Raw genomic sequence first — 23131 nt, forward strand, 5'->3', positions numbered from 1 at the left:
ATTAAGAAATTAAGTTTCATTTAGTTATTAATGATGCTTAATTTTTTAATGGTTTAAATCTTATTTATATTTTCAAGAAACTATTTAACCAATTTATTCAACATTCCATTGAAAATAAAACCGTGAAAGGGTAAAACAGCATACCAGTATAATTTCCCCCAGATTCCTCGAGGTCTAAAAGTAGCCGACTGATAAAGTGTGTTTCCTAAGATTTTGAATTCTAACCAAGCTTCGCCAGGGAGTTTCATTTCAGCAAAAAGAATGAGTTTCCCTTCTTCTTTATTGGAATACAACACACGCCAAAAATCAAGTGAGTCACCAGGATTAATATTGTGTTTGTTTGTACGTCCTCTTCTGGATCCTACGCCTCCATATAATTTATCAATAAAGCCACGCAGATTCCACAGCCAATCTCCGTAATACCATCCCGTTTCTCCACCTATTGACCAAATTTTATTAATGGTGTATTCTCTGTCTATGATTTCTTTTTTTCTTCGGTCTATAAAACAATCTTTTTTAGGGATTTTTAGATAGGTAGAAATATTAGTTTTAAAGCGTCCGCTTACTAGTGAGTCTTTCCAGCTTGATGCTACATTATCTGCTTCTACTTTGAGTAATGCTCTGGATAATGCCATTTCATAAGTCATGGGTTTTACATCAAGTAATTCATTTATTTTAGTATCTCTACAAACGACTTCTACTTTCATACTACTAACTAAAGCACTGGCTAGTTTATAGGAAGTAGAGGTGACGAAATACAACCAGTAGGAGGATAGTTTTGGGGTCATTATTGGGATTGTAAAAATCCATCGTTTTAGGTTTTTTGCTTTGGCGAAAGCCAAAAGCATTTCTTTATAAGTCAGAATATCAGGTCCGCCAATATCAAAGTTTTGATTGTAGGTTACGGGATTTAGTAATGATTTTGATAAAAACTCTAGAACATCATTGATAGCAATAGGTTGGCATTTTGTATTGAGCCATTTTGGGGTAATCATTATAGGAAGTTTATTGACTAAATCTCGAATGATTTCAAAGGAAGCACTTCCGGAGCCAACAATGATACCAGCCCTTAGTGCAGTCATTACATAAGTCCCTGAACTTAATATATCCTCTACATTTTTTCTTGAAGACAAATGTTTAGAAAGAGATTCGTCATTGACAATCCCGGTGAGATAAATTACTTGTTTGGCATTTGTTTTATTTATTCTTTGCACAAAATTATTTGCCGAAATGCTTTCTAACTCATCATAGTTGTCCGATGAACTAGACATAGAATGGATGAGGTAGTAAGCGGCATCAATATCTGATGGTATTTCTAAAAGAGTTTCTTCCTTAAGAAAATCAACTTCAATAACTTTAATATTCTTTTCAAATCCTTTTGGAATTTTAAATCTGTTCCTATCCCTGACACAACAGATTATTTCATACCCATTAGCTACCAAAATTGGTAAAAGCCGTTTTCCAATGTAGCCCGTTGCCCCAGTTAAGAGAATTTTCATTTTGTTTTTTATTTAAATTTAACTCAATTTATTTGAAATCAGACTTATAAACTCTTTTCTTGTTTTGTTTTTTTCAAATGCTCCTGTAAAAGAGGAAGTGGTAGTAAATGAATTTTGTTTTTCAATACCACGCATTTGCATACACATATGTTGTGCTTCAATAACTACCGCGACTCCTAATGGTTCTAGTGCTTCCTGAATGCAATTTTTTATTTGGTCTGTTAAACGTTCTTGCACTTGCATTCTTCGAGAATATGCATCTACAATTCTTGGTATTTTACTTAGCCCTACAATTTTTCCATTTGGTATATAAGCTATATGTGCTTTTCCAAAAAAAGGTAACATATGGTGCTCGCACATTGAATATACTTCAATGTTTTTTACAACAATCATTTGGCTGTGGTTTTCGGTAAATAATGCTGATTTTAATATTTCTAAAGGATCTAAAGCGTAACCATGGGTTAAAAACTGCAACGCTTTAGCGGCTCTTTCAGGAGTTTTCTCAAGGCCTTCTCTAGTTATATCTTCACCTAGACCATATATTATTGTTTTGTAATTTTCTGCTAATAGAGCGGTTGTTTCAGCATTGTATTGTTCTTTTTTCTCGTAATTCTTCATTTCTTTAATCATACACTTGGTTATTGCAATTTAGCTAGGTTATTATATTTTAAAGGTTACTATACCGTAATCCATTTCGAAGATTTGACCGGAGATGGATTTTGCTTTTTGAGACATTAAAAAGTCAGCCATATCTGCGACTTCTTCGGGTTTTAAGTATCCTTTCATAGGGTGTCGTTCCATCATGTTTTCTTTCATCCGGTCATTGCGTAAAATACCTGCCGAAAGTGAGGTTTCGGTAATCGTAGGAGCAATGGCATTGATGCGTACTACCGATGCCAATTCAGCTCCTAACGATTTAACTAATCCTTCTACACCTGCTTTGGCTGTTGCTATACTGGCATGAAATGGCATACCAAGTTTTGCTGCTACAGTACTAAATAAGATGATTGATGGATTAGTCCCTTTCTTTAAAACAGGTAAATATTCCTGAATGACTTTTACAGCTCCAATTACATTAATTTCAAAGTCGTTTCTGAAATCGTCAATGCTTAAACTTCCTATTGGCTTTAGATTAATAGAACCGGGGCAGTATATAAGTGTGTCAATAGCTTCAATTTTGGGCAAGGAGTCTTTCAAAACATCTAATGAGAAATGAGTTAAGTTAGGATGGCTAACATTAGGCGCATTTCTACTAATATTGTAAATGTTATTTTGCTCTAATTGTTGTAATAAAATAGCATTTCCTATTCCTTTACTCCCGCCTATAATAAGTATGTTTTTCATTTTAAAAGGGTATGTGAATTTATCTTTTTGAAATTTTATTATTATTTATTTGTCTTTGTCTGCTACATTTAAATCTGCCTTTATCAAAATCGCGAAGTTTTTCATGTTTTGTTTTTCGGCCTTGTACGCGTTCTCGCCACATTCTAAAACTGGAAGGTTTCATTTCAGTACGCATTAATTCAATTACTCCATGTTCTTTTAACCCAAATTGCATTAGTATAGCATCAAATGTCGTTCGGTCCTCCCAAGCCATTTCAATGATTCTATCTTTATCAATGTCATTGAATATTATTTTCATAAATGATATTTTTGATATTCATTGACAACAATTTTAGCTTTCAAATCAAACATTAAATTATAGAGCCCAAAAAAGGTTCTGTTCATATAAATAAAGTGTTTAGATCCTCTATTTCCATTCATTTTTTTAAGATTGGTATCATTAGCAAAACGCTCACCTAATTTGGCTATACTTTCAAAGAATTCTTCATCCGAAAAATCAAAAGTTACTGATTGAAATGGTTTTGTAAACAGCGATAATAAATCATAAAACATAGCTGTGAAATAAGTTACTTCCTCTTTAGTATCCTCTTTTCTTATAATTTCCAGTTCAAATAATTTCGCACTGAATAATTCAGGGTTGTTAATGACTTCTTTGTTGATTAGCTCAAAATAGGGTATGTAGAAATCGTTTGGAATTGTTTTCATACATCCAAAATCCAGTGCTACCAATTCAATATTTTCATTGACCAAAAAATTTCCAGGATGTGGATCAGCATGGACTTTTTTAAGTATATGAATTTGGTACATATAAAAATCCCATAATGCTTGTCCTAATTTATTAGCAATTTCTGGATCAGTATTTTTATATTCAGATAAATGAACGCCACTCATCCAGTCCATCGTGATTATTTTCTCTGAAGAGTATTCAGGATAATAGTTAGGGAAAGCTAGATTGTCTATTTTTTGACAAGCTAATACAACAGCTTGACTTTGCTCAAGTTCCAGTAAATAATTTGTTTCTTCAATAAGTTTATCCTCTACTTCTTTAAAATATTTATCGGAGTCTTTTCCTTGAAGATTAAACATTCTAACAGCGATGGGTTTTACCAGTGCCAAATCAGAGGATATACTTTTAGCAACTCCTGGATATTGAATTTTCACAGCCAGTTTTTTTCCATCCTTTACAGCTAAATGTACTTGTCCAATACTAGCTGCGTTTATCGAAGTGGCATTGAACTCATCAAATATTTCATAAGGCGTTTTACCTAGATTAGATTTGAAGGTTTTAAGAACTAATGGAGCAGATAAAGGGGGTACTGAGAACTGTGATAATGAAAATTTCTCGACATAAGCCTGTGGTAAGAAGTTTTTATCCATACTTAACATTTGCGCTACTTTCAGTGCGCTACCTTTTAAGCTTTTTAATCCATCGTATATATCTTCCGCATTATCTTCATTTAATTTATCACGAGTTAAGTCACTATTGACCATTTTCTCGCCATAGTATTTCAAGTAGTTCACGCCAACTTTAGCACCTGTTTGTACTAGTTTAGTCGCTCTTTCAATTTTTGAGGTGGGTATGTAATCTATAGTTTTCATTATTTTTTTTGTATTTTTTCTTTAAACATAAATTTTCCAAAATCTATCAAGCTGTCAATAGGTGCTAGATTCATTAATTCGAAACTTAGCTTCACTGATTTTTCTATATAGATATCTGTTTTTTCAAATCCAGCGGAATCGTCTTCTAACCAAAACTTCATTGCCATTAATAACTGTATCCAAGAACTTTCTTGCAATGCTTTTTCTTGCATTTTTTGTAATTTTTCTTGTTTGATTCGGTACTCATCAGTAATGATATTCGTAACGTATTCTAGAAACGCTGTGCGTAAACTAGAAAGTTGTGCTAGATTTTTAAGTTGGTTTTGATGTGTATTCAAACTTTGACTTACATAACTTCTGTTAGCAGTTAATAATTCAAAAAAAGTAAAATAGAAACTTAGCATTTTACTCTTCATATCATAATCTGGGTAATTAGGGTCTTTATGTAATAGTTCGACAGTCTTTTCCAAAAATATTTTAAAAATTTCCTTTTCAATACTTTCTATTGTACCAAAGAAATCATAGAATTCGGATTCAGTAAAATTATTTTCTTTCGAGAATAAATAAACTGATTTTGGCTTTTCACTATGGTTTAATGTATATTCCATATAAAGTGAAACTATTTTGTCTTTTGTTATTTTGGTTTTTTTAGTTGCCATTTTTTCTTTTTATTAATTTGAATGTATAAAGATAGTAACTGTTTAACGAAATACTGTTAAAGTTAAACAAAATATTTATCGTATCTTTGGTTAAGCTTAATTGTAAACAGATGAAAAAGAATGTTTTAATATCAGGAGGCACTGGTTTTGTTGGAAGAAATCTAACTGATTTATTGATTAATAATGGGTATTCGGTTTCTATTTTGAGTCGAAGAAAACGCAATAATACCACAGATATTTATTATTATACTTGGGATGTTGAAAAACAAACCATTGAAGAAGAGGCTGTACTTAAAGCTGATTATATTGTGCATCTTGCTGGGGAGAATATAGCAGGTGAACGTTGGTCAGAAAAAAGGAAGAAAGCCATTATTGCGAGCAGGGAATTGTCTGCTGCTTTAATTCATTCGGTTTTGAAGCAAAATAATAAGAAGTTAGATGCCTTTGTTTCTGCTTCAGCAATTGGAATATACGGAGCATTTAACGGGGAAGAAATTTGTACCGAAGATACTCCTGTAGCAAATGATTTTTTGGGTACCGCCTGCCAAAAATGGGAAGCTTCAGCAAATACTATAGAAAGTTTAGGAATTAGAACGGTTAAAATAAGAACAGGATTAGTATTGGGTAAAAATGATGGTTTTCTAAATAAGCTAACGCCTATCTTTAAATTAAAACTGGGTTCTGCTTTAGGATCTGGAAAACAATATATGCCATGGGTTTATGTTGACGATTTGTGTCGCATCTATCTTGAGGCTATCAAGAACACAAATATGTCAGGAGCTTACAATGCTGCAATCAATGATGGAACTACAAATGCCATTTTTTCTAAGGCATTGGCCAAAGTTTATGGTTACTCCATCTGGTTGCCAAATGTTCCTTCATTCTTACTAAAAATTGTTTTGGGAGAAATGTCAAAGTTAGTGTTGTCCGGGAGAAGAGTGTCTTCTGATAAATTGAATAAGTTAGGGTTTCAATTTTATTTTAATAATTTGCAGGATACGCTAAAAAAATGTTTGTAGAGTAGAATTTATTGTAGAATACATTTAGTTTCCACTTTTACAATTTTGGAAATTTTACTGATTACTATGGATGGGATTTCTATTTTAAAATCATCAGTATTTAATGGAAAATTTGAAAGTATTTCAATTCCTTTTGGTGTTTTTTTAATTTTAGCTGAAACTCGTATGTTTTTTGATTTTCCATGGATATAAATCTTTCCTTTGATTTGATATTCTTTAGCAATTTCAGTTACGTTTCTAAGTTCAAATTTTTCTATCACTCCTTTAAATGTGGCTTTTGGGTATTTTCTACTTTCTAAATAATTTTCATTAAAATGTTGCTCCATTAAATTTCTTTCAAATCGAAATTGAGAAATATAAGCAACATAATAAATTGTACTGTTTTTGGGATTAAACACACAGCTGACTACTTTGTTTATTGCTTCCACTTCTTCAAAAAACGGTACCGACGCCTCAAAAACGATGATTCCTTTATTGGAAGTCATTTTATCTTGGGCGGTAACTGTATTTGCTAAGAATAGCAGAAATAAAAGTAGTTTTATTTTCATGGTGTTTTATGAATTTACCTCTTATCTAAAGTTACGAAATTTTGAGCAGAATACCATTAAATAAAGCTGAAACATCTTCCAAAAAAGAACCCCTAAAGGCATTTTTATCGCTTTAGGGGTAAGTTTACGTGTTTATGTGTTTTTTAAGGCTATAATTCGACTAATACTTTGTAATTGTTTAGAGTTGCCAAGCTTTCTAAAGAACCGTAATCAACGTTTTTGTCATCTTGATTGCTTACTTTTTTCAGGGTTATTTGTTTGAGACATTTGTGAAAGCGTCGTACTTCATTTAAATTCGAAAGTATTAATCCAGGCACTGCTACCGTTTTTCCGTCTTTGTCCTTTGAAACCATAGTGAAATAAGAGGAGTTACAATGTTTAGTTTTTCCGGTTTGAATATTCTCCGACTCTACGCGAATACCAATAATCATTGAACTGTTTCCCACATAATTCACGCTTGCCTTCATAGTCACAAGTTCTCCCACCTCGATAGGTTTCAAGAAATTCACCGTGTCCACTGAAGCGGTAACGCAATAGTTTCCTGAAAATTTTGACGCACAAGCAAAAGCAATCTGGTCAAGTAATGATAAAATATAGCCACCATGAATCTTACCGCTGAAATTGGTGTGTGAAGGCAACATTAATTCTGATATACTGATATTCGACGAAGCAACAGTTTTGAATTGACTATCCATAGTTTATTTTGTTTTGAAAGGAGAATTGTCTTTTCGAACGTCAGTAATAAAATAATGGGTATCTCCCCACCATGGAAAAGTTTTGTAACGTTCAATATAAGTAACCTTTACGTATCTTCCTTCCATTTCTTTTAAATCGGCAATGACTTTTTCATCTTTATCCAATACAGAAAAAGAAAAAATTTGAGCACCGGAAATACCCTGACTCAATTCGCCTTCCCAAGTTTTGTAAATCACTCCTTTATGGCTAAATTTAATTAATTCACCTGATCGTGTGCCTTCACTATAAGTGGCATAGTATAAAAAAGTGAAGTAACATATAACAGACAAAACAACTACTCCTGTAAGAATTCCTAAAAATTTTTTCATAATGATTAATTTGATAATTGGTTTTGATCTTTTTCAGCTCTATTAATGATATTCTCGGGAAGTGACTTCTTAGCTTTAGCTCCCATTTTTTTCAATTTCTCCACACTGGTGATTAAATTCCCTTTCCCTTCCACCAGTTTGTTCATTGCCCCGCTGTATTCTAATTTACTTTCGTCTATCTTTTTACCAATTTTTATTAAATCAGCAACAAAGCCTTCGAATTTATCATATAAAGCACCGGCTTGACGCGCAATTTCAACCGCATTTTCCTGTTGTTTTTGATTTGTCCACATACTGTCTATTGTTCTCAAAGTCGCCAGTAGGGTAGCAGGTGTTACAATTACTATGTTTTTTTCGAATGCCTTGTTGTATAAACTCGTATCTTCATTTAGTGCCATAGCAAATGCAGGTTCGATAGGAATAAACAATAATACAAAATCTGGACTTTCTATTTGGTATAAATCATGATAGTTTTTACTGCCTAATTGTTCAACGTGGCGTTTAATCGAATTGACATGTTCTTTTAAATAACCGTTTCTTAAATTGTCGTCTTCCTCATTGATGTATTTTTCATAGGCGGTTAATGAAACTTTAGAATCGACTATCATTTTCTTCCCGTCAGGTAAATTAATTACCACATCAGGAAAAACACGGTTTCCATCTTCAGTGGTAAAAGCTTGCTGCACTTCGTATTCACGGCCTTTCTCCAAGCCTGATTTTTCGAGCACACGTTCTAATACTAATTCGCCCCAATTCCCTTGCATTTTGCTGTCTCCTTTCAAGGCTTTGGTCAAGTTGATGGTTTCCTTGCTCATCTGGATATTCATTTCACGCAAACCAAGAATTTGTTGGCGCAAAGCCGCATGATAATCAATACTTTCTTTGTGTGTGTCTTCTACCTTTTTTTCGAATAATTGAATCTTATCTTGCAAAGGAGTAAGGATGTTTTTCATATTTTCCTTATTCTGCTCCGTGAATTTATTCGATTTTTCGTCTAATATTTTATTGGCTAAATTCTCGAATTCTTTGGTGAATTTTTCCTGTAGTTTTTCCACTTCTTCCTTTTGTTCTTTGTTGCGTTCCCAAAGGTTTTCAAAATCAACTTCTTTTTTTGAAAGCTGAATTGCTAAACTGTCTTTTTCGTTTCGAATGTTTTCTTTATCTAAATTAGTCGTTTCTAATTTCTTTTCGAAAATAACTCTATCATTCGAAAATTGCTCTTTCAACTGATTGAATTGGGAATTTAACGAAATTAGTTTTTCCTCTAGACTTACTTTTTCAGACTGAAAACGAGCCGAAAAAATGAGCTTCCCAAGGAAAATTCCAATAGCGAGAGCAATGATAAAAAGCAATAAAAAAGGAAGCATATTTGACATAAAAAGAATGGTTTTTGTAAATAGTAAAAGTAAGGAATTATATCAATTTTTTGGGCTAAACTTTTTTGAAAGAAATACAATTAATGATTATTTTTCGTAGTTCGTTTAATGGTTTCATTTTAAGGATGTTTATTAACACAGGAAAATAAGTATATATAATATCTTTGTAAAATAATAAAAATAGAAAATGAAAAAAACGTTACTATTATCTTTCTTGTTTTTTTTAGCTTGTGCTTCTTATGCACAGCAAAAAGATAAGCCTTATGTTGTTTTAGTTTCCTTAGATGGGTTTCGCTGGGATTATCATACTTATTTTGATACACCTAATCTTGATAAAATAGCTAATGAAGGGGTAAAAGCAAAATCAATGAAGCCTTCTTATCCTACCAAAACTTTTCCAAACCATTATAGTATTGTAACGGGTTTGTATCCAGATAACAATGGAATTGTAAATAATAGTTTTTATGATCCAAAACTTAAAATGTCTTTTTCGCTATCCAGTATTGCTAAAACAGATGCTCGATTTTATGGTGGAAATCCCATTTGGAATGTAGCGGAACAGCAGGGAATTAAAACGGCTTCGTTTTATTGGCCAGGTTCTGATATTGGAGACAGAAGTCCAAGTATATTTAAAACCTATGATGCTTCGGTACCCTATGCAACTAGAATAGAGACTGTAATTGATTGGCTTAAATTACCTGAAAAAGAACGCCCACATTTAATCACACTTTATTTTGATGAACCGGATTATACAGGACATACTTTTGGCCCTTTGTCTAAAGAAAATAAAATTACAGTGCATAAAATGGATTCTATTATAGGCAGTTTGTCTATGAAATTAGAGGAATTATCCATTGGGAAACAAATCAATTTGATAGTGGTGTCTGATCATGGAATGACAGACATTAGTGATAAAAAGAAAGTAGCTGTTTTGAAATATTTAAAACCAAGCTGGCTTGAATATGCTGATGTAATCAATCCTATAATGAGTATTCGTGTTCGGCCAGAAGCACAGGATTCAGTTTTTAAAGCACTTCGTAGAGTGCCTCATATCCGATTCTGGAAAACAGATAATATTCCTAAAAGACTTCATTATGGGACTAACGATAGAAGTTTAGATTTTGTAATTGAAGCTAAAAAAGGGTACAGTCTAGTTAAAGAATCTAGTCAAAAAGTAAAAGGCGGGACTCACGGATATGATAATAGAGTAAAAGATATGCATGCCATATTTTATGCAAAAGGACCTGATTTTAAAGTGAATAAAAAGGTGAGAACTTTAAAAAATGTTAGTGTTTATAATTTAATAGCACATATTTTAGGATTGCAAATTGAAACTGTCGACGGTGATTTTAAGGAAGTAAAAAGGATGTTAAAAGAGTAACTGTTTTATTCGTTTATTTTTATTCGAAATAAAAAAAGGAAAGGTTAAATTTGCATTTCATTTAGTCAAAAGTTTTTATGTCCCACCACCATTATATTCTCCATAAACCCTACGGCTTTTTAAGTCAGTTTATTTATGAGTTGAAACGAAAAAAGAAACTTTTGGGCGAGTTATATGATTTCCCACAAGGAACGATGGCTATAGGTCGTCTGGATGAAGACTCTGAAGGGTTATTGTTATTGACGACTGACGGAAAGATGAGTGAAATTATTCGTTCTAAAAAAGTGGATAAAGAATATTATGTTCAGGTTGATGGGGTAATTACTCAGGAAGCAATTGACATAATGAAAGAGGGAGTGGAAATAGGTTTTAATGGCACTAAATACATCACAAAACGCTGCAATGCTGCTTTGATCCATGAAGAACCCAACTTTGGACTTAGAGGAAAAAAAATACGTGATGAACGTCATGGTCCCACTTCTTGGGCATCAATAACGGTCAATGAGGGGAAATTTCGCCAAGTGCGTAAAATGACTGCGGCCGTTGGCTTTCCTACCTTGCGATTGGTTCGTGTTCGAATAGGGAATGTGCATCTTGATGGTTTACTGTCAGGAGAAGTGTTGGAAGTTGAAAATTTCGAAGTGGAGATTCCTAAATCTTAATTCCTAAATCATAAATTAAATATGTTAAACATAGTTTTAGTAGAGCCAGAAATACCAAATAACACCGGAAATATAGGCCGTTTGTGTGTGGGTACTGAAAGTAAATTGCACTTAATTCACCCTTTTGGGTTTGTAATCAATGATTCAAACTTGAAACGTTCTGGACTGGATTATTGGGTGCATCTTGATGTAACTGAGTATCAAAATGTAGCGGAATGGACTGCTCAAATTCCTGATAAATCAAGAGTGTTCCTAATGAGTTCTCACGCAACGAAATCCTATTTGGAAATTGATTTTCAAGATGGAGACTGGTTGGTTTTTGGTAAAGAAAGCAAGGGGTTGAGTGAAGAAGTTTTGGCACAATTCGACAATCATTTAAAAATCCCAATGTCTAATTTGATTCGGAGTTTTAATATCGCTAATTCCGTAGCTTTTGTAATTGGAGAAGCCAAAAGGCAAATTGCATTAAAATAATAACCTGTAATTTAGAATTGTAAAAGATTCCTGATGTTCAATTGGAATTTTATATATTTGAGTATCGTGTTAGTGAATAAAGCGAAATGCGACTCATTTTAAAATTCCCTTTTTATGATTGATAAAGCTTTTCTACGCAGTACTATTTTCAGGCATTTGGATGGTTTGGTAACTGCACCCGTGGGCTATGCCTTGCATAAAAAAGGAGTTCTGGCTTTTATATTGGATAAAAAAGAGGTTTCACTTACGGAACTTACTACTCATTTTAAAGCAAATGAAGGCTATCTCAATGTGGCTTTACGCGTTTTGTGTTCGCAGGGTTTTCTGAATTACCAAATCAATAATGAGACTGAGGAATTTAAATTTGGCTTGACCTCAAAAAGCGAAATTGCCTTTTCACTGTTTCATCTGTATGAAGATGTAGTGGAGTTACTGGAATTTTCGATGCAATTTCATCCTCGATTATTCGAAGATGCTCCTTTTGAAAAATTGAGTTTCATTTTCGAAAAATATAAAAACAATTACGGTATTGTATTCTCAGAGGATTCTTTGATCAATGAAATACAACATCAGATTTTAAAACATATTGAAGGTTCTTTAGTTGGGCCTACGCTGGTACGTCTTGGTATGAGCGGTATGTTTCATAAGTACTTTATGGAAATTTCCTTTCGTCCGGAGGAATTCCATAAGTCGCCTGACAGCTTCAAAAAAATTCTCGATTTTCTGGTTCACCTGAATTGGTTCACTGAAAAAAAAGGAAATTATCAATTCACTGAAACCGGTTTGTTTTTTGCCAAAAGAGCTTCTGCTTATGGTGTAACCGTATCCTATTTACCCACTTTTAGTAAAATGGACGAATTGCTATTTGGCAATCCCAATGTGTTAAGAAGTGTTGGGGAAGGGGAAGACGAAGTTCATGTAGACAGAGAAATGAATGTGTGGGGAAGTGGCGGTGCACACGATACTTATTTTAAAGTAGTCGATGAAATCATTATTAAATTGTTCAATTTACCAATAGAAGAACAGCCCAAAGGGATTTTAGATATGGGATGTGGTAACGGCGCTTTCTTGCAGCATATTTTTGATGTCATAGACCGCCAAACGTTAAGGGGAAAAATGCTCGATGATTATCCGTTATTTCTTGTGGGTGCCGATTATAACCAGGCTGCTTTGAAAGTAACACGAGCCAACTTGATAAAAGCCGATATTTGGGCCAAAGTAATCTGGGGTGATATTGGTCGTCCAGACTTGTTATCGGATGACTTAAAGGAAAATTATAATATTGATTTAAAGGAACTACTGAATGTAAGAACGTTTCTGGATCACAACCGAATTTGGGAAGAACCAAAAAACAGTACTAAAGATAGAATTAGTCAATCAACAGGAGCTTTTGCACACAGAGGCAAGCGAATAAGTAATAATCTGGTTGAAGATAACTTGCTAGAGCATTTCAATAAATGGTCACCTTATGTAAGTAAATTTGGTTTACTGATGATAGAATTGCATACGGTACCTCCAGCTTTAACAGCAGCCAATTTGGGGAAAACTGCCGCAACGGCTTATGATGCGACTCATGGATTTTCGGATCAATATATTGTGGAAATTGAGGTGATGCATAAAATTGCAGGGGAGGCAGGCTTGTTTTCAGACGCCACTATTTTTAGAAAATTCCCCGATTCAGATATTGCGACGGTGAGTATTAACTTGTTGAAAGGGATTTGAGGAGTGATCAGTAATCAGTGTTCAGAAGGCAGTATTCAGTAATCAGAATGCAGTGTTCAGTATTCAGTCAAATGTACTTCCCTGATATAGGTTGACCACAAAAGTCAAGTTATATGAATGCAAATTTAAAAGAAATCAGGAAACTCCGGGTTTATTCGGAAGAGTTTAAAAAAGAAATCGTAAGTTTTTACGAAATCGGGAAGTATAGTGTTCTGCAATTAGAACGACTTTACGGAGTAAATAACGTTACAATCTACAATTGGATTTATAAATTTTCTACTTTTAATGAAAAAGGAATTAGAGTTGTAGAAATGAAAGATAGTAACATTGATAAGCTAAAACAGTTAGAACTCAAGATAAAAGAACTTGAGCAAGCGGTTGGTCAGAAGCAAATAAAAATTGATTATCTCGAAAAGATGATTGATATAGCTAAAGATGAATTTAATATCGACATAAAAAAAAACTCCAACACCCCACAATCAGCTGGTTCGTTGAGAACCAGAAAGTAATAAGTTTTTCTTTAAATCAGCTTTACGAAACACTTGAAATAAGCAAGCAAGCAGTTAATCAGTATTCAAAAAGACAGATTGCTTTTGAAAGAAAGATAGAATGTCTGATTTTAGAAGCAGAGGAACTAAGGAAAGAACACCCTGGTTGTGGGGTTGAGAAAATGTATTATGCTTTGCGTCCTAATTTCATAGGAAGAGATAGATTTATCGATACGTTTATGGATTTAGGGTTCAGGATAAAAAGGCATAAAAATTACAGGAGAACAACGTTTTCTGTGAAAGTTTATTTTCCAAATCTAATAAAGTCAATGTCTGTTTATGCTCCGTCGACGATATGGCAATCAGATATAACTTATATTTATGTTGGAGAAAGATTTTATTATGCAGTGTTTATAATAGATGTTTATACAAAGAAAATCGTTGGACATCAACTATCTAATCATATGAGAGCTACTGCTAATTTAAGCGCAATGCAAATGGCATTAGAAAACAATCAAGCTCCAATGATACACCACTCTGATAGAGGTAGTCAGTATATTTACAATGAATATATAGCTCTTCTCAAAGGGAGTGGATGCGAAATCAGCATGGCATTGTCAGGACAAGACAATGCTTATGCAGAAAGGATTAACAGAACAATAAAAGAAGAGTATATAGACCACTGGAAACCTAAAACATTTGAACAATTAAAAAAGGATGTAGATAGAGCAGTTGAACATTATAATAATAAGAGACCTCATAACAACATAGGGAAATTAAGCCCTGTTGATTTTGAAAATAATTGGTTCAATAATCCTCTTTTTTCTAAGCCTATTATTACTATTTTTGACAATGAGAAATTAATAGAAATCGGTCAACTTTAATTAGGGACGTGCAAAAGTGTTCAGTTTTTGATCTTCCGTCTTCCTAACAAATAACAAACTTCCCTTTTTCGGAGTCGAATGTGATATGTTCGTCTTTGAAAATAGTATTGAAGCTCCCTTTTGAAATCAAATTACAAGGTTCGTCTTGGATGACAGTTTCTGGTGTCATAAGGATCATATCATCACTCAGTTGAATCGCCATATCAATATCGTGCGTCGAAAATAAAATACATTTATTAGTTTCCTTTGTCAATTTTTTCAACAATTTGAACAGCGCTACTTTGTGCAATAAATCCAAGTGAGTTGTTGGTTCATCAAGAATAATAAGCGGTGTGTCTTGTGCCAATGCGCGAGCCACTAATACTTTTTGTAATTGTCCATCACTGATTTCGTAATGTTTTTTAGATGCCAGATGACTGATTTGGGTGAGTTCAAGCGCTTCATTGATTTTGGCTGAATCGACATCGGATAATGTTCCAATCCAATTAGTATAAGGTTGACGTCCCAAAGCCACCAATTCAAAAACGGTCAGATTACTTGGCGGTAGTTTTTCGGTCAAAACAATACTTAGGTTTTGGGCCAGTTCCAAGGATTCGTAATCAGTAACTTTTTTATCATTTAAATAGACAGCACCTTCCAGCGGTTTTTGAATTCCGGTAATCGTTCGCAATAAAGTCGATTTCCCTATTCCGTTAGCGCCTATTAATGCTATTAGTTTCCCTTCTTGTAAATTCAGGTTGAGGTTTTTTGCAATAGTGTTAACTGCGCTTTTGGTTTTGTAACCAATGCTTAGATTTGATGTTGTCAGGATGTTTTTTTTCATCTATTTAAGATTTTGGTTTTTAACCACATTGCGTTTTTAATAAAACCATTAAGGAATTAAGGTTAATTAAGAGTTTTATTATTAGCTAAATTTTCTAAATATCTTAATGGTTTAAAAAATAAAAGACCAATTTTTTTGTGCCATTATCCCATCATTTTTCGTTTTCGAACCAATAACCAAATAACAATTGGTGCACCTAGCAACGAAGTTATTGCATTTATGGGTAAAGTAATATCAAAACCTGGCATTTGCGAAACAACATCACATACAAGCATAATTCCCGCACCCAATAAAAGCGTACTCCAATATAAAACCGAATGATTACTAGTTTGAAATATAAGTTTGGCAATATGCGGAACGGCCAAGCCTATAAAAGCAATTGGGCCTGCGTATGCCGTAATACTTCCCGCCAAAATACTAGTGGCAATAATTATGATAAGTCGTGTTTTTTTGAAATTAAGTCCCAAGCTTCTAGCGTAATTTTCTCCAAGAAGTAATGCGTTTAAAGGTTTAATGCTAAACAGACTTAAAAGCAATCCTATAAAAACGCAAATGGTTAAAATTAAAATTGAGCTCCAAGGTAGATTTCCTAAGGTTCCCATAGACCAAAATGTGAATTTTTGCAATTGTTCGGCCGTACTGAAATAAGTCAATGTTCCTACGATTGCACTGGTAAAACTACCAAACATCAGTCCTACAATTAAAATTGCCATAGTATCTCGCAAACGATGGGAAACTAGTAATACGGCTAGTAAAACAATCGAACTTCCCATAGTTGAGGCAAGAACGATTCCGTAAGAGGATAATAAAATGCTGCTTATAAACGCAGGCATAAACGCAGCTCCTAAAATCACGAAAGCAACACCTAGACTTGCTCCTGAACTTAGTCCTAATACATAAGGTCCCGCAAGCGGATTCCTAAATAACGTTTGCATCAACAAGCCACTAATAGAAAGCCCCATTCCAACTAAAACTGCTGTAATGGCTTTGGGTAAGCGGTAATTGATGATGATGTATTCCCAAGTGGATTTACTCGCTTGTCCGCCAGTTAAGCTGTTGTAAACTTCCTTGAAAGGGATGGTTATCGAGCCAAAACTGATGTTTATAAAAAACAAAACGATAAGCCCTAAACCAAGTAAGGAAAATAAAAGAATATTACGTTTTTGATTATTCAATTAGTGTTTTTTATTTATTTGTTTGTATTTCGTTTCGTAATAATTTATCAGTTTTTAAAAACGAATTGAAGCTCATCTTTGTCTCCCTCTCCTTTGGAGAGGGTTGGGGAGAGGATTTAGTTCAGTTTTTGAGCAAAGGTAAAAGTATAATTTGGAAGTAATTCAGGGTGGAAGATTTTGATGTAATCTTTTAATACTAAATCCGGTCGGCTGGGAGCTGATTCATAATATATGGTTCCGCCAGTTGCTCCTATTTTGCCTTCAAAAGTATACACTTGTTTGGTTTTGAAAGCATCAAATTGACTGTAATGCGGATTGATGTTTTCTAATTCAGCTACCGTTTTATAGGGACCTGTAGCAATCCAATAATTGGCGGTTTTCGCTTTTTCCAATACTTTTTCGAATGATAATCCAATACTGCCTGTTCCTTCCGTATCCGACCAAAGGTAATTGACTTTGGAGTCTTTTAAAAATTGTGCGACCCAACTGTTAGCTTTAGCAACATACCATTGGTCTTGGTACATCGATCCGTATAACACGGTTGCTGTTGGCTTTTTGGTGGAAACCAATTCCAAAGCTTCTTTATAGTTTTTAATAATGTCGTCAAATTGAGCTTTTGCTTCTTTTTCTTTTCCAAAAAGAGCTCCGTAAAGTTTTATCCATTCTGCTTTTCCAAGGGGTGATTGCTCCATCCAATCGGCTTGAATCAATACCTTTAAACCACTTTTTTCAAGATTATCAATCATTGGATTGTTATTGTCAATTCCAAAAGTCACTATAAGGTCAGGAGCCATATCAATCAATTGCTCCATGTTTAATTTTTCGTTTTGCCCCACATTTTTAACCGAACCGTTGTCAATTAGTTTTCTGGTTTTTTCGGAAGAAATGTAATCTGTATGTGGAAACCCAACTAATCGGTTTTCAGCTCCCAGCATTTCTAAATAAGGGATAATAGTGGTTGAGGTTACGACTATTGACTGTAAAGGAACTTGAATAGAAGTATATTTTTGTAAGCTATCAGGAACCACACTGTTTTTCTCTTTTAAGATATAAGTAAAGTCTTTATCAGCATTAGGCCAAGGGGTAATTACTTTCACAATAGAATAGCCTTCGAATTTGTATATGGCAAGACTGCTTGCGTATTCTATTTCGTTTTTTGTGTTTGAAATTGATTTGTTTTCTGATTTTTCGGTCTTTTTACAACCAATGAAAGTTGCAAGAACAAGGAGTAAAAGAATTTTGTAGGATGAAAGTCTCATGATACTATTTTGTGATTAAGGCAAAGGTAAAAGAAATTCCAAAAAATCTTGTTTATTTTTTAACCTAAAAAAATCAACAAATACTATCTTTACAACATGAATGGTATTAAAGAGAAACAGTGTTCAAGTTGTGGAACCGACTTTGGTTGTGGCGACACAGCTGAAGGAAGTAAATGTTGGTGTAATGATTTTCCGCCGTTATTTGTTCCCACGACAGCAATTGATTGTCTTTGTCCTGCTTGTTTTAAAAATTCCTGCTCTGAAAAAATTGAGGAATATGTAAGTACTTTAACTCCAGAAACCGCTGTTCATAATAAAGCGGCATTATTGCCAAAATCTACTCATTTAATCGAAGGAATTGATTACTATTTAGAGAATGGTAATTATGTTTTTAAAGCATTTTTTCATTTGAAAAGAGGGAGTTGTTGTGGCAACGGTTGTAGACATTGTCCTTATGATTTTTAAACTGTAAAAGCAGAAATTAAGACCTGATTACATTGTTTAAAATCTATTTAATAATTATCAATTTATAACTTATAATTGTAATGATATATTTAATTACAGGCGGAGAACGCTCTGGAAAAAGTAGTTATGCTGAAAATTTAGCAAAAGAATTATCGGCTAAACCCATATATGTTGCAACAGCAAGAAAATGGGACGATGATTTTCAAAAAAGAATCGATCGGCATCAAAATGACCGTGACGGACGCTGGATAAACATCGAAAAAGAAAAGCACTTGAGCGAAATTGATTTCTCCGGAAATGTTGCTATTGTGGATTGTGTTACGCTTTGGTTGACTAATTTTTTTGTTGACACAAAAAATGATGTAGCCTTGTGTCTGGAAAAAGCTAAAGCGGAGTTTGACAAAATTGCGAGCCAGGAAAATGCAACTATTATTATTGTTACCAATGAAATAGGAATGGGAGTTCATGCACAAACACACATTGGACGAAAATTCACCGAATTACAAGGTTGGATGAACCAATATATAGCAAAAAGAGCAGAGAAAGTGGTATTAATGGTTTCAGGGATTCCTGTAACAATAAAAGGATAACAATGAATTTTTTAACATCTTGGAGCGGAGGGAAAGACAGTTGCTATGCCATGATGCAGGCAATTGATCAAGGTTTGGTTCCCAAAGTACTTCTGAATATGATGAACGAAAACGGAAAAATATCCCGTTCTCATGGATTGCCTTTGTCGATTTTGAATCAACAAGCTCAAAAAATGCAATTGCCATTGGAAGGTGTTCCCGCAACTTGGGGCGATTATGAAGAAAAGTTTATCAGTACTTTAAAAATCCTTAAGGCAAAATATAATTTGGATGCCGCTTTTTTTGGGGATATCGATTTGCAAGCCCACAAGGATTGGGAAGACAAGGTGTGTGAAGCGGCTTCTCTAAAAGCAATTTTGCCTTTGTGGCAGCAAGACCGAATCACATTGGTAAACGAAATGATTGAAAATGGTATCGAAACCATGATTGTTTCTTGTAATACAATGATGGGCGAAAGCTATTTGGGGAAGCTACTAACAAAGGACTTGGTAGTGGAACTAATAGAAAAAGGAATTGATCCTTGTGGGGAGAACGGAGAGTTTCATACCTTGGTTTTAAATTGCCCCCTTTTTTCAGAAAGGATTAGCCTTCCGGAGTTTTCTATTAAAACCTATAACGACTACTGTTTTATTGTTTGGGAAGATTTTGTTTAGAAATTGAATCAATAAACCAGTGTAAAAAAACGATGATGACCTATTTAGATGAAATATTAAAATCCCGTCGCGACACTCGCCATTTTACTAATGATGAAGTTCCTGATGCCGTTATCCAAAAAGCGCTTCAGGCAGGACATTGGGCACCTTCTGTTGGTTTGACTGATGCAACTAAATATTATCTGATTAAGTCGGACGAAATTAAGAAAGCGGTTAAGAAATTGTTTTTGGATTATGATACTAAAGCTGCAAATCTAACAGATAACGAGCAACAAAAAGCGGATTATAAAGCTCTAAAGTTGGAAGCTATTGAAGAAGCCCCACTTGGGCTTGTGATTTGTTATGATCGTTCGGTTTTGAATAATTTTACTATTGGGACTGTTGGGAGTACTGAAGCTATCAAATATAGTTCTGTTTGTTCGGCTCAAAATATATGGTTGTCATTGACAGAGCAGGGGTATTCCATGGGATGGATTTCTATTTTAAATTATTATCAGTTCAAACAGTTATTAGGATTACCGGAACATATAGAGCCGCTGGGGTACTTTTGCGTAGGCAAACCCGCAACGGATTATGATAACCAACCGATGTTGCAACAATTGAATTGGAAACAAAAATCAGAAGTGCCTTTTGTGAAAGAGATTTTAGTCTCAGTCCCAGAGTCATTGCGTGGGGTTGCGAGGGACGAAGCAAAGCAATCTCATCCAGAATCTACATCAATCAAGGATGCATTGCAACATAAAATTGACAGCAAAACCAAGCCTACAGGCTCATTAGGGGTTCTTGAAAAATTAGCACAACAAATTGGCGAAGTGTTTCAAACCCTGGAGCCAAAAATAATCCAGCCCAATATTGTTGTTTTTGCCGCTGATCACGGAATCGCAGCACACGGTGTGAGCGCGTATCCACAGGATGTAACGAGACAAATGGTGACGAATTTTCTGGAAGGAGGAGCGGCAATAAATGTTTTTTGCAAACAAAATAATATTAAGTTGTCGATTGTGGATGCAGGAGTGAATTATGATTTTTCGCCCAATGCCAATCTGATTTCAGCTAAAATTGCCAAAGGAACCCAATCGTTTTTACACGGGCCCGCTATGAGTGCGTCCGAATTGAGTTTGTGTTTTTCTAAAGGGGCAGCAATCGTGGATGCTATTGCTAAAACAGGCAGTAATTGTATTGGTTTTGGAGAAATGGGTATCGGGAATACTTCGACAGCTTCGGTTTTGATGAGTATAATTACAAAAATGCCTCTTGAAGATTGTGTGGGATTAGGAACGGGAGTAAGTGATGAAAAATTAATTCAGAAACAAAAAATACTGAAAGCCGCGGTTGATAATTATTCAGGATCCCAAGAATTAGAGGATAAGCTAGCTTATTTTGGTGGATTTGAAATTATGCAAATGGCTGCCGGAATGCAAGCTGCTTATGAAAATAATATGCTGATTCTTGTTGATGGATTTATTTGCAGTGTGGCATTTTTAATTGCGCATAAAAAAAATCCTGTGATCATCAAAAACGCTATTTTTTGTCATTGTTCGGCTGAACAAGCACATTTGAAATTGTTAGATTATCTGGAAGTGAAACCTGTTTTGCAATTGGGATTGCGCTTAGGCGAAGGGACAGCTTGTGCTATCGCATTTCCTATTATCCAATCAGCTGTGGCTTTTTTAAACGAAATGGCCAGTTTTGAAAGTGCTGGGATTAGTGGTTCATAAATTCTTAGTAGAGATGTATTGCAATGCATTTTTGGCTAAAAAAAAACAATAAAAAAATGAAAAAAGAATTGCATATATTTTTTACAGCATTGATGTTCTATACCCGAATTCCTTGTCCTAAAAATATAGACCATAATCCTGATTATTTAAACAAAGCTTCTAGATATTTTCCTGTTATTGGTTGGGTAGTGGGTTCTGTGGCATTTGGTGTTTTTAGTTTGTTTAATTATTTAATGACTCCAGAAATAGCTGTGATTTTTTCTATGATTGCATCTGTTTTAGTTACTGGTGCTTTTCACGAAGACGGGTTTGCTGATGTTTGTGATGGTTTTGGAGGAGGATGGACCAAAGAGAAGATACTTTTGATAATGAAAGACAGTGCGATTGGTGCTTATGGAGCGATTGGTGTAGTATTATTGTTTTTACTCAAGTTTCAAACTTTGTCTTATATAGTTTCTCATTCAGAAATTCTAAATCTACAATCTCAAATCCTAATTTTTTTGTTGTTTGTTTCCGCACATTCTCTGAGCCGATTGGCGGCTATTTCTATTGTTTTTACCCAAGAATATTCTAGAGACGATGCCACAAGTAAAAGCAAGCCTATTGCGCAAAATTATACTTGGCGAGAAGTCGTAGGTGCATTCTTTTTTGGGTTAGTTCCAATTGTTGTTTTGGCATATTTTCAGTGGCAAATGGTATTGGTTTTAGTTCCCCTTTTCTTGACTCGATTTTTTTTGGCTCGGTATTTTCAAAAATGGATTGATGGGTATACAGGGGATTGTCTTGGGGCAACTCAACAAGTTTGTGAAGTAGTGTTTTACGTTTCAATTATTGCCTTATGGAAGTTTATTTAGTACGCCACACCGAAACGGTTTGTGAAAAAGGGATTTGTTATGGACAATCCGATGTTCGAATTTTAGAACCGTATTTAGAAATATTCGAGTCTATTAAAAACCAAATTCCTGATGATGTAACCGTGTATTCGAGTCCATTAATTCGATGTACAGAATTGGCTAATTATCTTTCGAATAAAATAATTACTGACAATAGGTTATTAGAAATGAATTTTGGGGATTGGGAAATGAAAAATTGGGATGCCATTCCACCGGATGATTTTACTCCCTGGATGAATGATTTTGTCAATGTAACCGTTCCTAACGGAGAATCATTTGTTGAATTATACAATAGGGTAAATGATTTTATAGAAAATGAACTTCATAATAATACTTCAAAACCAGTTGTAATTGTTGCTCACGCAGGTGTAATTAGAAGCATATTGTGCAAAATGTCAAATCTACCACTTAAAGACGCCTTTAATAATAAAGTAGACTTTGGGTCGGTCATCAAAGTAAATTTGTAAGTATTTGTTAATGAGTGCTTAATAGTTAGTTATTGGATTTTGTTTAAAAAAACATTCAATAGTTTCTACAAATTTGTTTTAAAGCTGAATTAAGTTTTATCTTTGCCGCCGTATTGAGGTTGTGCTTTTGCTCCTGAAGTTTCGGGATGTAAAACACATTAAAAGGGAATCAAGTAAAAATTTGGGAATTAGAATCCTAAATTATTAATCTTGGGCTGTACCCGCAACTGTAAGCTATTAAGCTTGTTGTTATCTACAAACCACTGCCACGACTTTCGTGGTGGGAAGGTAAACAACAAGACGCAAGCCAGGAGACCTGCCTACTACATCGAGTATCAAACTTTCGGGAAAAAAGGTTTGGGTATGGGT

Annotated in this window: 26 protein-coding genes and 1 riboswitch; of the genes, 13 read left to right on the plus strand and 13 right to left on the minus strand. The window is 34.3% G+C overall.

The genetic code is table 11. From position 1 onward, the window contains the following. Positions 1-80 precede the first annotated feature (80 nt). Genes FLAK523_RS07935 through FLAK523_RS07960 form a run of 6 tightly spaced genes read right to left on the minus strand, consistent with a single transcriptional unit; the run spans position 81 to position 5101 of the window. On the minus strand, positions 81-1499 hold the full coding sequence (locus FLAK523_RS07935; protein ID WP_248902359.1) for an SDR family oxidoreductase: 1419 nt from the start codon (positions 1497-1499) through the stop codon (positions 81-83). Positions 1500-1517: 18 nt separating this feature from the next. Next, positions 1518-2129 carry a GTP cyclohydrolase I FolE gene (gene folE / locus FLAK523_RS07940; protein ID WP_248902366.1) on the minus strand — a complete coding sequence of 204 codons (612 nt, stop codon included), beginning with the start codon at positions 2127-2129 and terminating at the stop codon, positions 1518-1520. A 30-nt stretch (positions 2130-2159) separates the two neighbouring features. Further along, complete coding sequence (locus FLAK523_RS07945) at positions 2160-2843, minus strand: SDR family NAD(P)-dependent oxidoreductase (RefSeq protein ID WP_248902368.1); 684 nt, start codon at positions 2841-2843, stop codon at positions 2160-2162. A 19-nt stretch (positions 2844-2862) separates the two neighbouring features. After that, positions 2863-3141: a TIGR03643 family protein gene (locus tag FLAK523_RS07950; protein WP_248902370.1), complete on the minus strand. Its 279-nt coding sequence runs from the start codon at positions 3139-3141 to the stop codon at positions 2863-2865. Then, positions 3138-4442: an AarF/ABC1/UbiB kinase family protein gene (locus FLAK523_RS07955; protein ID WP_248902372.1), complete on the minus strand. Its 1305-nt coding sequence runs from the start codon at positions 4440-4442 to the stop codon at positions 3138-3140. The genes FLAK523_RS07950 and FLAK523_RS07955 overlap by 4 nt, the downstream gene beginning before the upstream one ends. Further along, on the minus strand, positions 4442-5101 hold the full coding sequence (locus tag FLAK523_RS07960) for a TetR family transcriptional regulator C-terminal domain-containing protein (RefSeq protein ID WP_248902374.1): 660 nt from the start codon (positions 5099-5101) through the stop codon (positions 4442-4444). Before FLAK523_RS07960 ends, FLAK523_RS07955 begins: the two co-directional genes overlap by 1 nt. Positions 5102-5211: 110 nt before the next feature. Here FLAK523_RS07960 and FLAK523_RS07965 point away from each other — a divergent pair, with 110 nt between their 5' ends. Next, a complete protein-coding gene (locus FLAK523_RS07965; protein ID WP_248902381.1) occupies positions 5212-6120 on the plus strand; it encodes a TIGR01777 family oxidoreductase in 909 nt (302 codons plus the stop codon). An 8-nt stretch (positions 6121-6128) separates the two neighbouring features. On the opposite strand, the gene FLAK523_RS07970 is transcribed toward FLAK523_RS07965, so the two are convergent. The 4 genes from FLAK523_RS07970 to rmuC form a co-directional block, all read right to left on the minus strand. Further along, the gene (locus tag FLAK523_RS07970) at positions 6129-6668 is read right to left on the minus strand and encodes a YceI family protein (RefSeq protein ID WP_248902383.1); all 540 of its coding nucleotides are present in this window, start codon (positions 6666-6668) and stop codon (positions 6129-6131) included. Between the two features lie 149 nt (positions 6669-6817). Then, on the minus strand, positions 6818-7363 hold the full coding sequence (locus FLAK523_RS07975) for an acyl-CoA thioesterase (RefSeq protein ID WP_248902385.1): 546 nt from the start codon (positions 7361-7363) through the stop codon (positions 6818-6820). 3 nt (positions 7364-7366) lie between these two features. Beyond that, positions 7367-7732, minus strand: a complete 366-nt coding sequence (locus FLAK523_RS07980; RefSeq protein WP_248902387.1) for a 6-phosphogluconate dehydrogenase — start codon at positions 7730-7732, stop codon at positions 7367-7369. 5 nt (positions 7733-7737) lie between these two features. Further along, positions 7738-9108 (minus strand): DNA recombination protein RmuC, encoded by a 1371-nt coding sequence (gene rmuC / locus FLAK523_RS07985; protein WP_248902389.1) that lies wholly within the window; start codon positions 9106-9108, stop codon positions 7738-7740. A 187-nt stretch (positions 9109-9295) separates the two neighbouring features. On the opposite strand from rmuC, the gene FLAK523_RS07990 reads away from it, so the two are divergent. From FLAK523_RS07990 to FLAK523_RS08015, 6 genes are all read left to right on the plus strand, one after another. After that, positions 9296-10489: an ectonucleotide pyrophosphatase/phosphodiesterase gene (locus tag FLAK523_RS07990; protein WP_248902391.1), complete on the plus strand. Its 1194-nt coding sequence runs from the start codon at positions 9296-9298 to the stop codon at positions 10487-10489. Between the two features lie 77 nt (positions 10490-10566). Then, the gene (locus FLAK523_RS07995; protein WP_248902393.1) at positions 10567-11151 is read left to right on the plus strand and encodes a pseudouridine synthase; all 585 of its coding nucleotides are present in this window, start codon (positions 10567-10569) and stop codon (positions 11149-11151) included. Between the two features lie 21 nt (positions 11152-11172). Further along, the gene (locus tag FLAK523_RS08000) at positions 11173-11625 is read left to right on the plus strand and encodes a tRNA (cytidine(34)-2'-O)-methyltransferase (protein WP_248902395.1); all 453 of its coding nucleotides are present in this window, start codon (positions 11173-11175) and stop codon (positions 11623-11625) included. A 114-nt stretch (positions 11626-11739) separates the two neighbouring features. Continuing rightward, entirely contained in the window at positions 11740-13347 is a 1608-nt protein-coding gene (locus FLAK523_RS08005) for a class I SAM-dependent methyltransferase (RefSeq protein WP_248902396.1), read from the plus strand. 113 nt (positions 13348-13460) lie between these two features. Beyond that, complete coding sequence (locus FLAK523_RS08010; protein WP_248902397.1) at positions 13461-13856, plus strand: transposase; 396 nt, start codon at positions 13461-13463, stop codon at positions 13854-13856. A gap of 38 nt (positions 13857-13894) precedes the next feature. Then, positions 13895-14719: an IS3 family transposase gene (locus FLAK523_RS08015; protein ID WP_248908072.1), complete on the plus strand. Its 825-nt coding sequence runs from the start codon at positions 13895-13897 to the stop codon at positions 14717-14719. Between the two features lie 43 nt (positions 14720-14762). On the opposite strand, the gene FLAK523_RS08020 is transcribed toward FLAK523_RS08015, so the two are convergent. From FLAK523_RS08020 to FLAK523_RS08030, 3 genes are all read right to left on the minus strand, one after another. Then, on the minus strand, positions 14763-15542 hold the full coding sequence (locus FLAK523_RS08020; RefSeq protein WP_248902398.1) for an ABC transporter ATP-binding protein: 780 nt from the start codon (positions 15540-15542) through the stop codon (positions 14763-14765). Positions 15543-15685: 143 nt separating this feature from the next. Further along, positions 15686-16717 carry an iron ABC transporter permease gene (locus FLAK523_RS08025; protein WP_248902399.1) on the minus strand — a complete coding sequence of 344 codons (1032 nt, stop codon included), beginning with the start codon at positions 16715-16717 and terminating at the stop codon, positions 15686-15688. A gap of 116 nt (positions 16718-16833) precedes the next feature. Further along, complete coding sequence (locus FLAK523_RS08030) at positions 16834-17976, minus strand: ABC transporter substrate-binding protein (RefSeq protein WP_248902400.1); 1143 nt, start codon at positions 17974-17976, stop codon at positions 16834-16836. 96 nt (positions 17977-18072) lie between these two features. On the opposite strand from FLAK523_RS08030, the gene FLAK523_RS08035 reads away from it, so the two are divergent. From FLAK523_RS08035 to cobC, 6 genes are all read left to right on the plus strand, one after another. Beyond that, positions 18073-18441, plus strand: coding sequence for a DUF5522 domain-containing protein (locus FLAK523_RS08035; RefSeq protein WP_248902401.1), 369 nt, complete (start codon positions 18073-18075; stop codon positions 18439-18441). A gap of 80 nt (positions 18442-18521) precedes the next feature. Continuing rightward, a complete protein-coding gene (gene cobU / locus FLAK523_RS08040) occupies positions 18522-19031 on the plus strand; it encodes a bifunctional adenosylcobinamide kinase/adenosylcobinamide-phosphate guanylyltransferase (RefSeq protein ID WP_248902402.1) in 510 nt (169 codons plus the stop codon). A 2-nt stretch (positions 19032-19033) separates the two neighbouring features. Continuing rightward, entirely contained in the window at positions 19034-19684 is a 651-nt protein-coding gene (locus FLAK523_RS08045) for a diphthine--ammonia ligase (protein ID WP_248902403.1), read from the plus strand. 32 nt (positions 19685-19716) lie between these two features. Further along, on the plus strand, positions 19717-21402 hold the full coding sequence (cobT, locus tag FLAK523_RS08050; protein WP_248902405.1) for a nicotinate-nucleotide--dimethylbenzimidazole phosphoribosyltransferase: 1686 nt from the start codon (positions 19717-19719) through the stop codon (positions 21400-21402). A gap of 56 nt (positions 21403-21458) precedes the next feature. Continuing rightward, entirely contained in the window at positions 21459-22256 is a 798-nt protein-coding gene (locus FLAK523_RS08055; protein ID WP_248902407.1) for an adenosylcobinamide-GDP ribazoletransferase, read from the plus strand. Next, positions 22241-22762, plus strand: a complete 522-nt coding sequence (cobC, locus tag FLAK523_RS08060) for an alpha-ribazole phosphatase (protein WP_248902409.1) — start codon at positions 22241-22243, stop codon at positions 22760-22762. Before FLAK523_RS08055 ends, cobC begins: the two co-directional genes overlap by 16 nt. A 99-nt stretch (positions 22763-22861) precedes the next feature. Beyond that, positions 22862-23101: riboswitch (cobalamin riboswitch) on the plus strand. Positions 23102-23131: the final 30 nt, after the last annotated feature.

The organism is Flavobacterium sp. K5-23, assembly GCF_023278045.1.
Classification (GTDB): domain Bacteria; phylum Bacteroidota; class Bacteroidia; order Flavobacteriales; family Flavobacteriaceae; genus Flavobacterium.

Excerpts from the sequence above, each read along its gene's own strand:
- FLAK523_RS07935 (WP_248902359.1), bottom strand. The coding sequence starts at position 1,499 with ATGAAAATTCTCTTAACTGGGGCAACGGGCTACATTGGAAAACGGCTT.
- folE (WP_248902366.1), bottom strand. The coding sequence starts at position 2,129 with ATGATTAAAGAAATGAAGAATTACGAGAAAAAAGAACAATACAATGCT.
- FLAK523_RS07945 (WP_248902368.1), bottom strand. The coding sequence starts at position 2,843 with ATGAAAAACATACTTATTATAGGCGGGAGTAAAGGAATAGGAAATGCT.
- FLAK523_RS07950 (WP_248902370.1), bottom strand. The coding sequence starts at position 3,141 with ATGAAAATAATATTCAATGACATTGATAAAGATAGAATCATTGAAATG.
- FLAK523_RS07955 (WP_248902372.1), bottom strand. The coding sequence starts at position 4,442 with ATGAAAACTATAGATTACATACCCACCTCAAAAATTGAAAGAGCGACT.
- FLAK523_RS07960 (WP_248902374.1), bottom strand. The coding sequence starts at position 5,101 with ATGGCAACTAAAAAAACCAAAATAACAAAAGACAAAATAGTTTCACTT.
- FLAK523_RS07965 (WP_248902381.1), top strand. The coding sequence starts at position 5,212 with ATGAAAAAGAATGTTTTAATATCAGGAGGCACTGGTTTTGTTGGAAGA.
- FLAK523_RS07970 (WP_248902383.1), bottom strand. The coding sequence starts at position 6,668 with ATGAAAATAAAACTACTTTTATTTCTGCTATTCTTAGCAAATACAGTT.
- FLAK523_RS07975 (WP_248902385.1), bottom strand. The coding sequence starts at position 7,363 with ATGGATAGTCAATTCAAAACTGTTGCTTCGTCGAATATCAGTATATCA.
- FLAK523_RS07980 (WP_248902387.1), bottom strand. The coding sequence starts at position 7,732 with ATGAAAAAATTTTTAGGAATTCTTACAGGAGTAGTTGTTTTGTCTGTT.
- rmuC (WP_248902389.1), bottom strand. The coding sequence starts at position 9,108 with ATGTCAAATATGCTTCCTTTTTTATTGCTTTTTATCATTGCTCTCGCT.
- FLAK523_RS07990 (WP_248902391.1), top strand. The coding sequence starts at position 9,296 with ATGAAAAAAACGTTACTATTATCTTTCTTGTTTTTTTTAGCTTGTGCT.
- FLAK523_RS07995 (WP_248902393.1), top strand. The coding sequence starts at position 10,567 with ATGTCCCACCACCATTATATTCTCCATAAACCCTACGGCTTTTTAAGT.
- FLAK523_RS08000 (WP_248902395.1), top strand. The coding sequence starts at position 11,173 with ATGTTAAACATAGTTTTAGTAGAGCCAGAAATACCAAATAACACCGGA.
- FLAK523_RS08005 (WP_248902396.1), top strand. The coding sequence starts at position 11,740 with ATGATTGATAAAGCTTTTCTACGCAGTACTATTTTCAGGCATTTGGAT.
- FLAK523_RS08010 (WP_248902397.1), top strand. The coding sequence starts at position 13,461 with ATGAATGCAAATTTAAAAGAAATCAGGAAACTCCGGGTTTATTCGGAA.
- FLAK523_RS08020 (WP_248902398.1), bottom strand. The coding sequence starts at position 15,542 with ATGAAAAAAAACATCCTGACAACATCAAATCTAAGCATTGGTTACAAA.
- FLAK523_RS08030 (WP_248902400.1), bottom strand. The coding sequence starts at position 17,976 with ATGAGACTTTCATCCTACAAAATTCTTTTACTCCTTGTTCTTGCAACT.
- FLAK523_RS08035 (WP_248902401.1), top strand. The coding sequence starts at position 18,073 with ATGAATGGTATTAAAGAGAAACAGTGTTCAAGTTGTGGAACCGACTTT.
- cobU (WP_248902402.1), top strand. The coding sequence starts at position 18,522 with ATGATATATTTAATTACAGGCGGAGAACGCTCTGGAAAAAGTAGTTAT.
- FLAK523_RS08045 (WP_248902403.1), top strand. The coding sequence starts at position 19,034 with ATGAATTTTTTAACATCTTGGAGCGGAGGGAAAGACAGTTGCTATGCC.
- cobT (WP_248902405.1), top strand. The coding sequence starts at position 19,717 with ATGATGACCTATTTAGATGAAATATTAAAATCCCGTCGCGACACTCGC.
- FLAK523_RS08055 (WP_248902407.1), top strand. The coding sequence starts at position 21,459 with ATGAAAAAAGAATTGCATATATTTTTTACAGCATTGATGTTCTATACC.
- cobC (WP_248902409.1), top strand. The coding sequence starts at position 22,241 with ATGGAAGTTTATTTAGTACGCCACACCGAAACGGTTTGTGAAAAAGGG.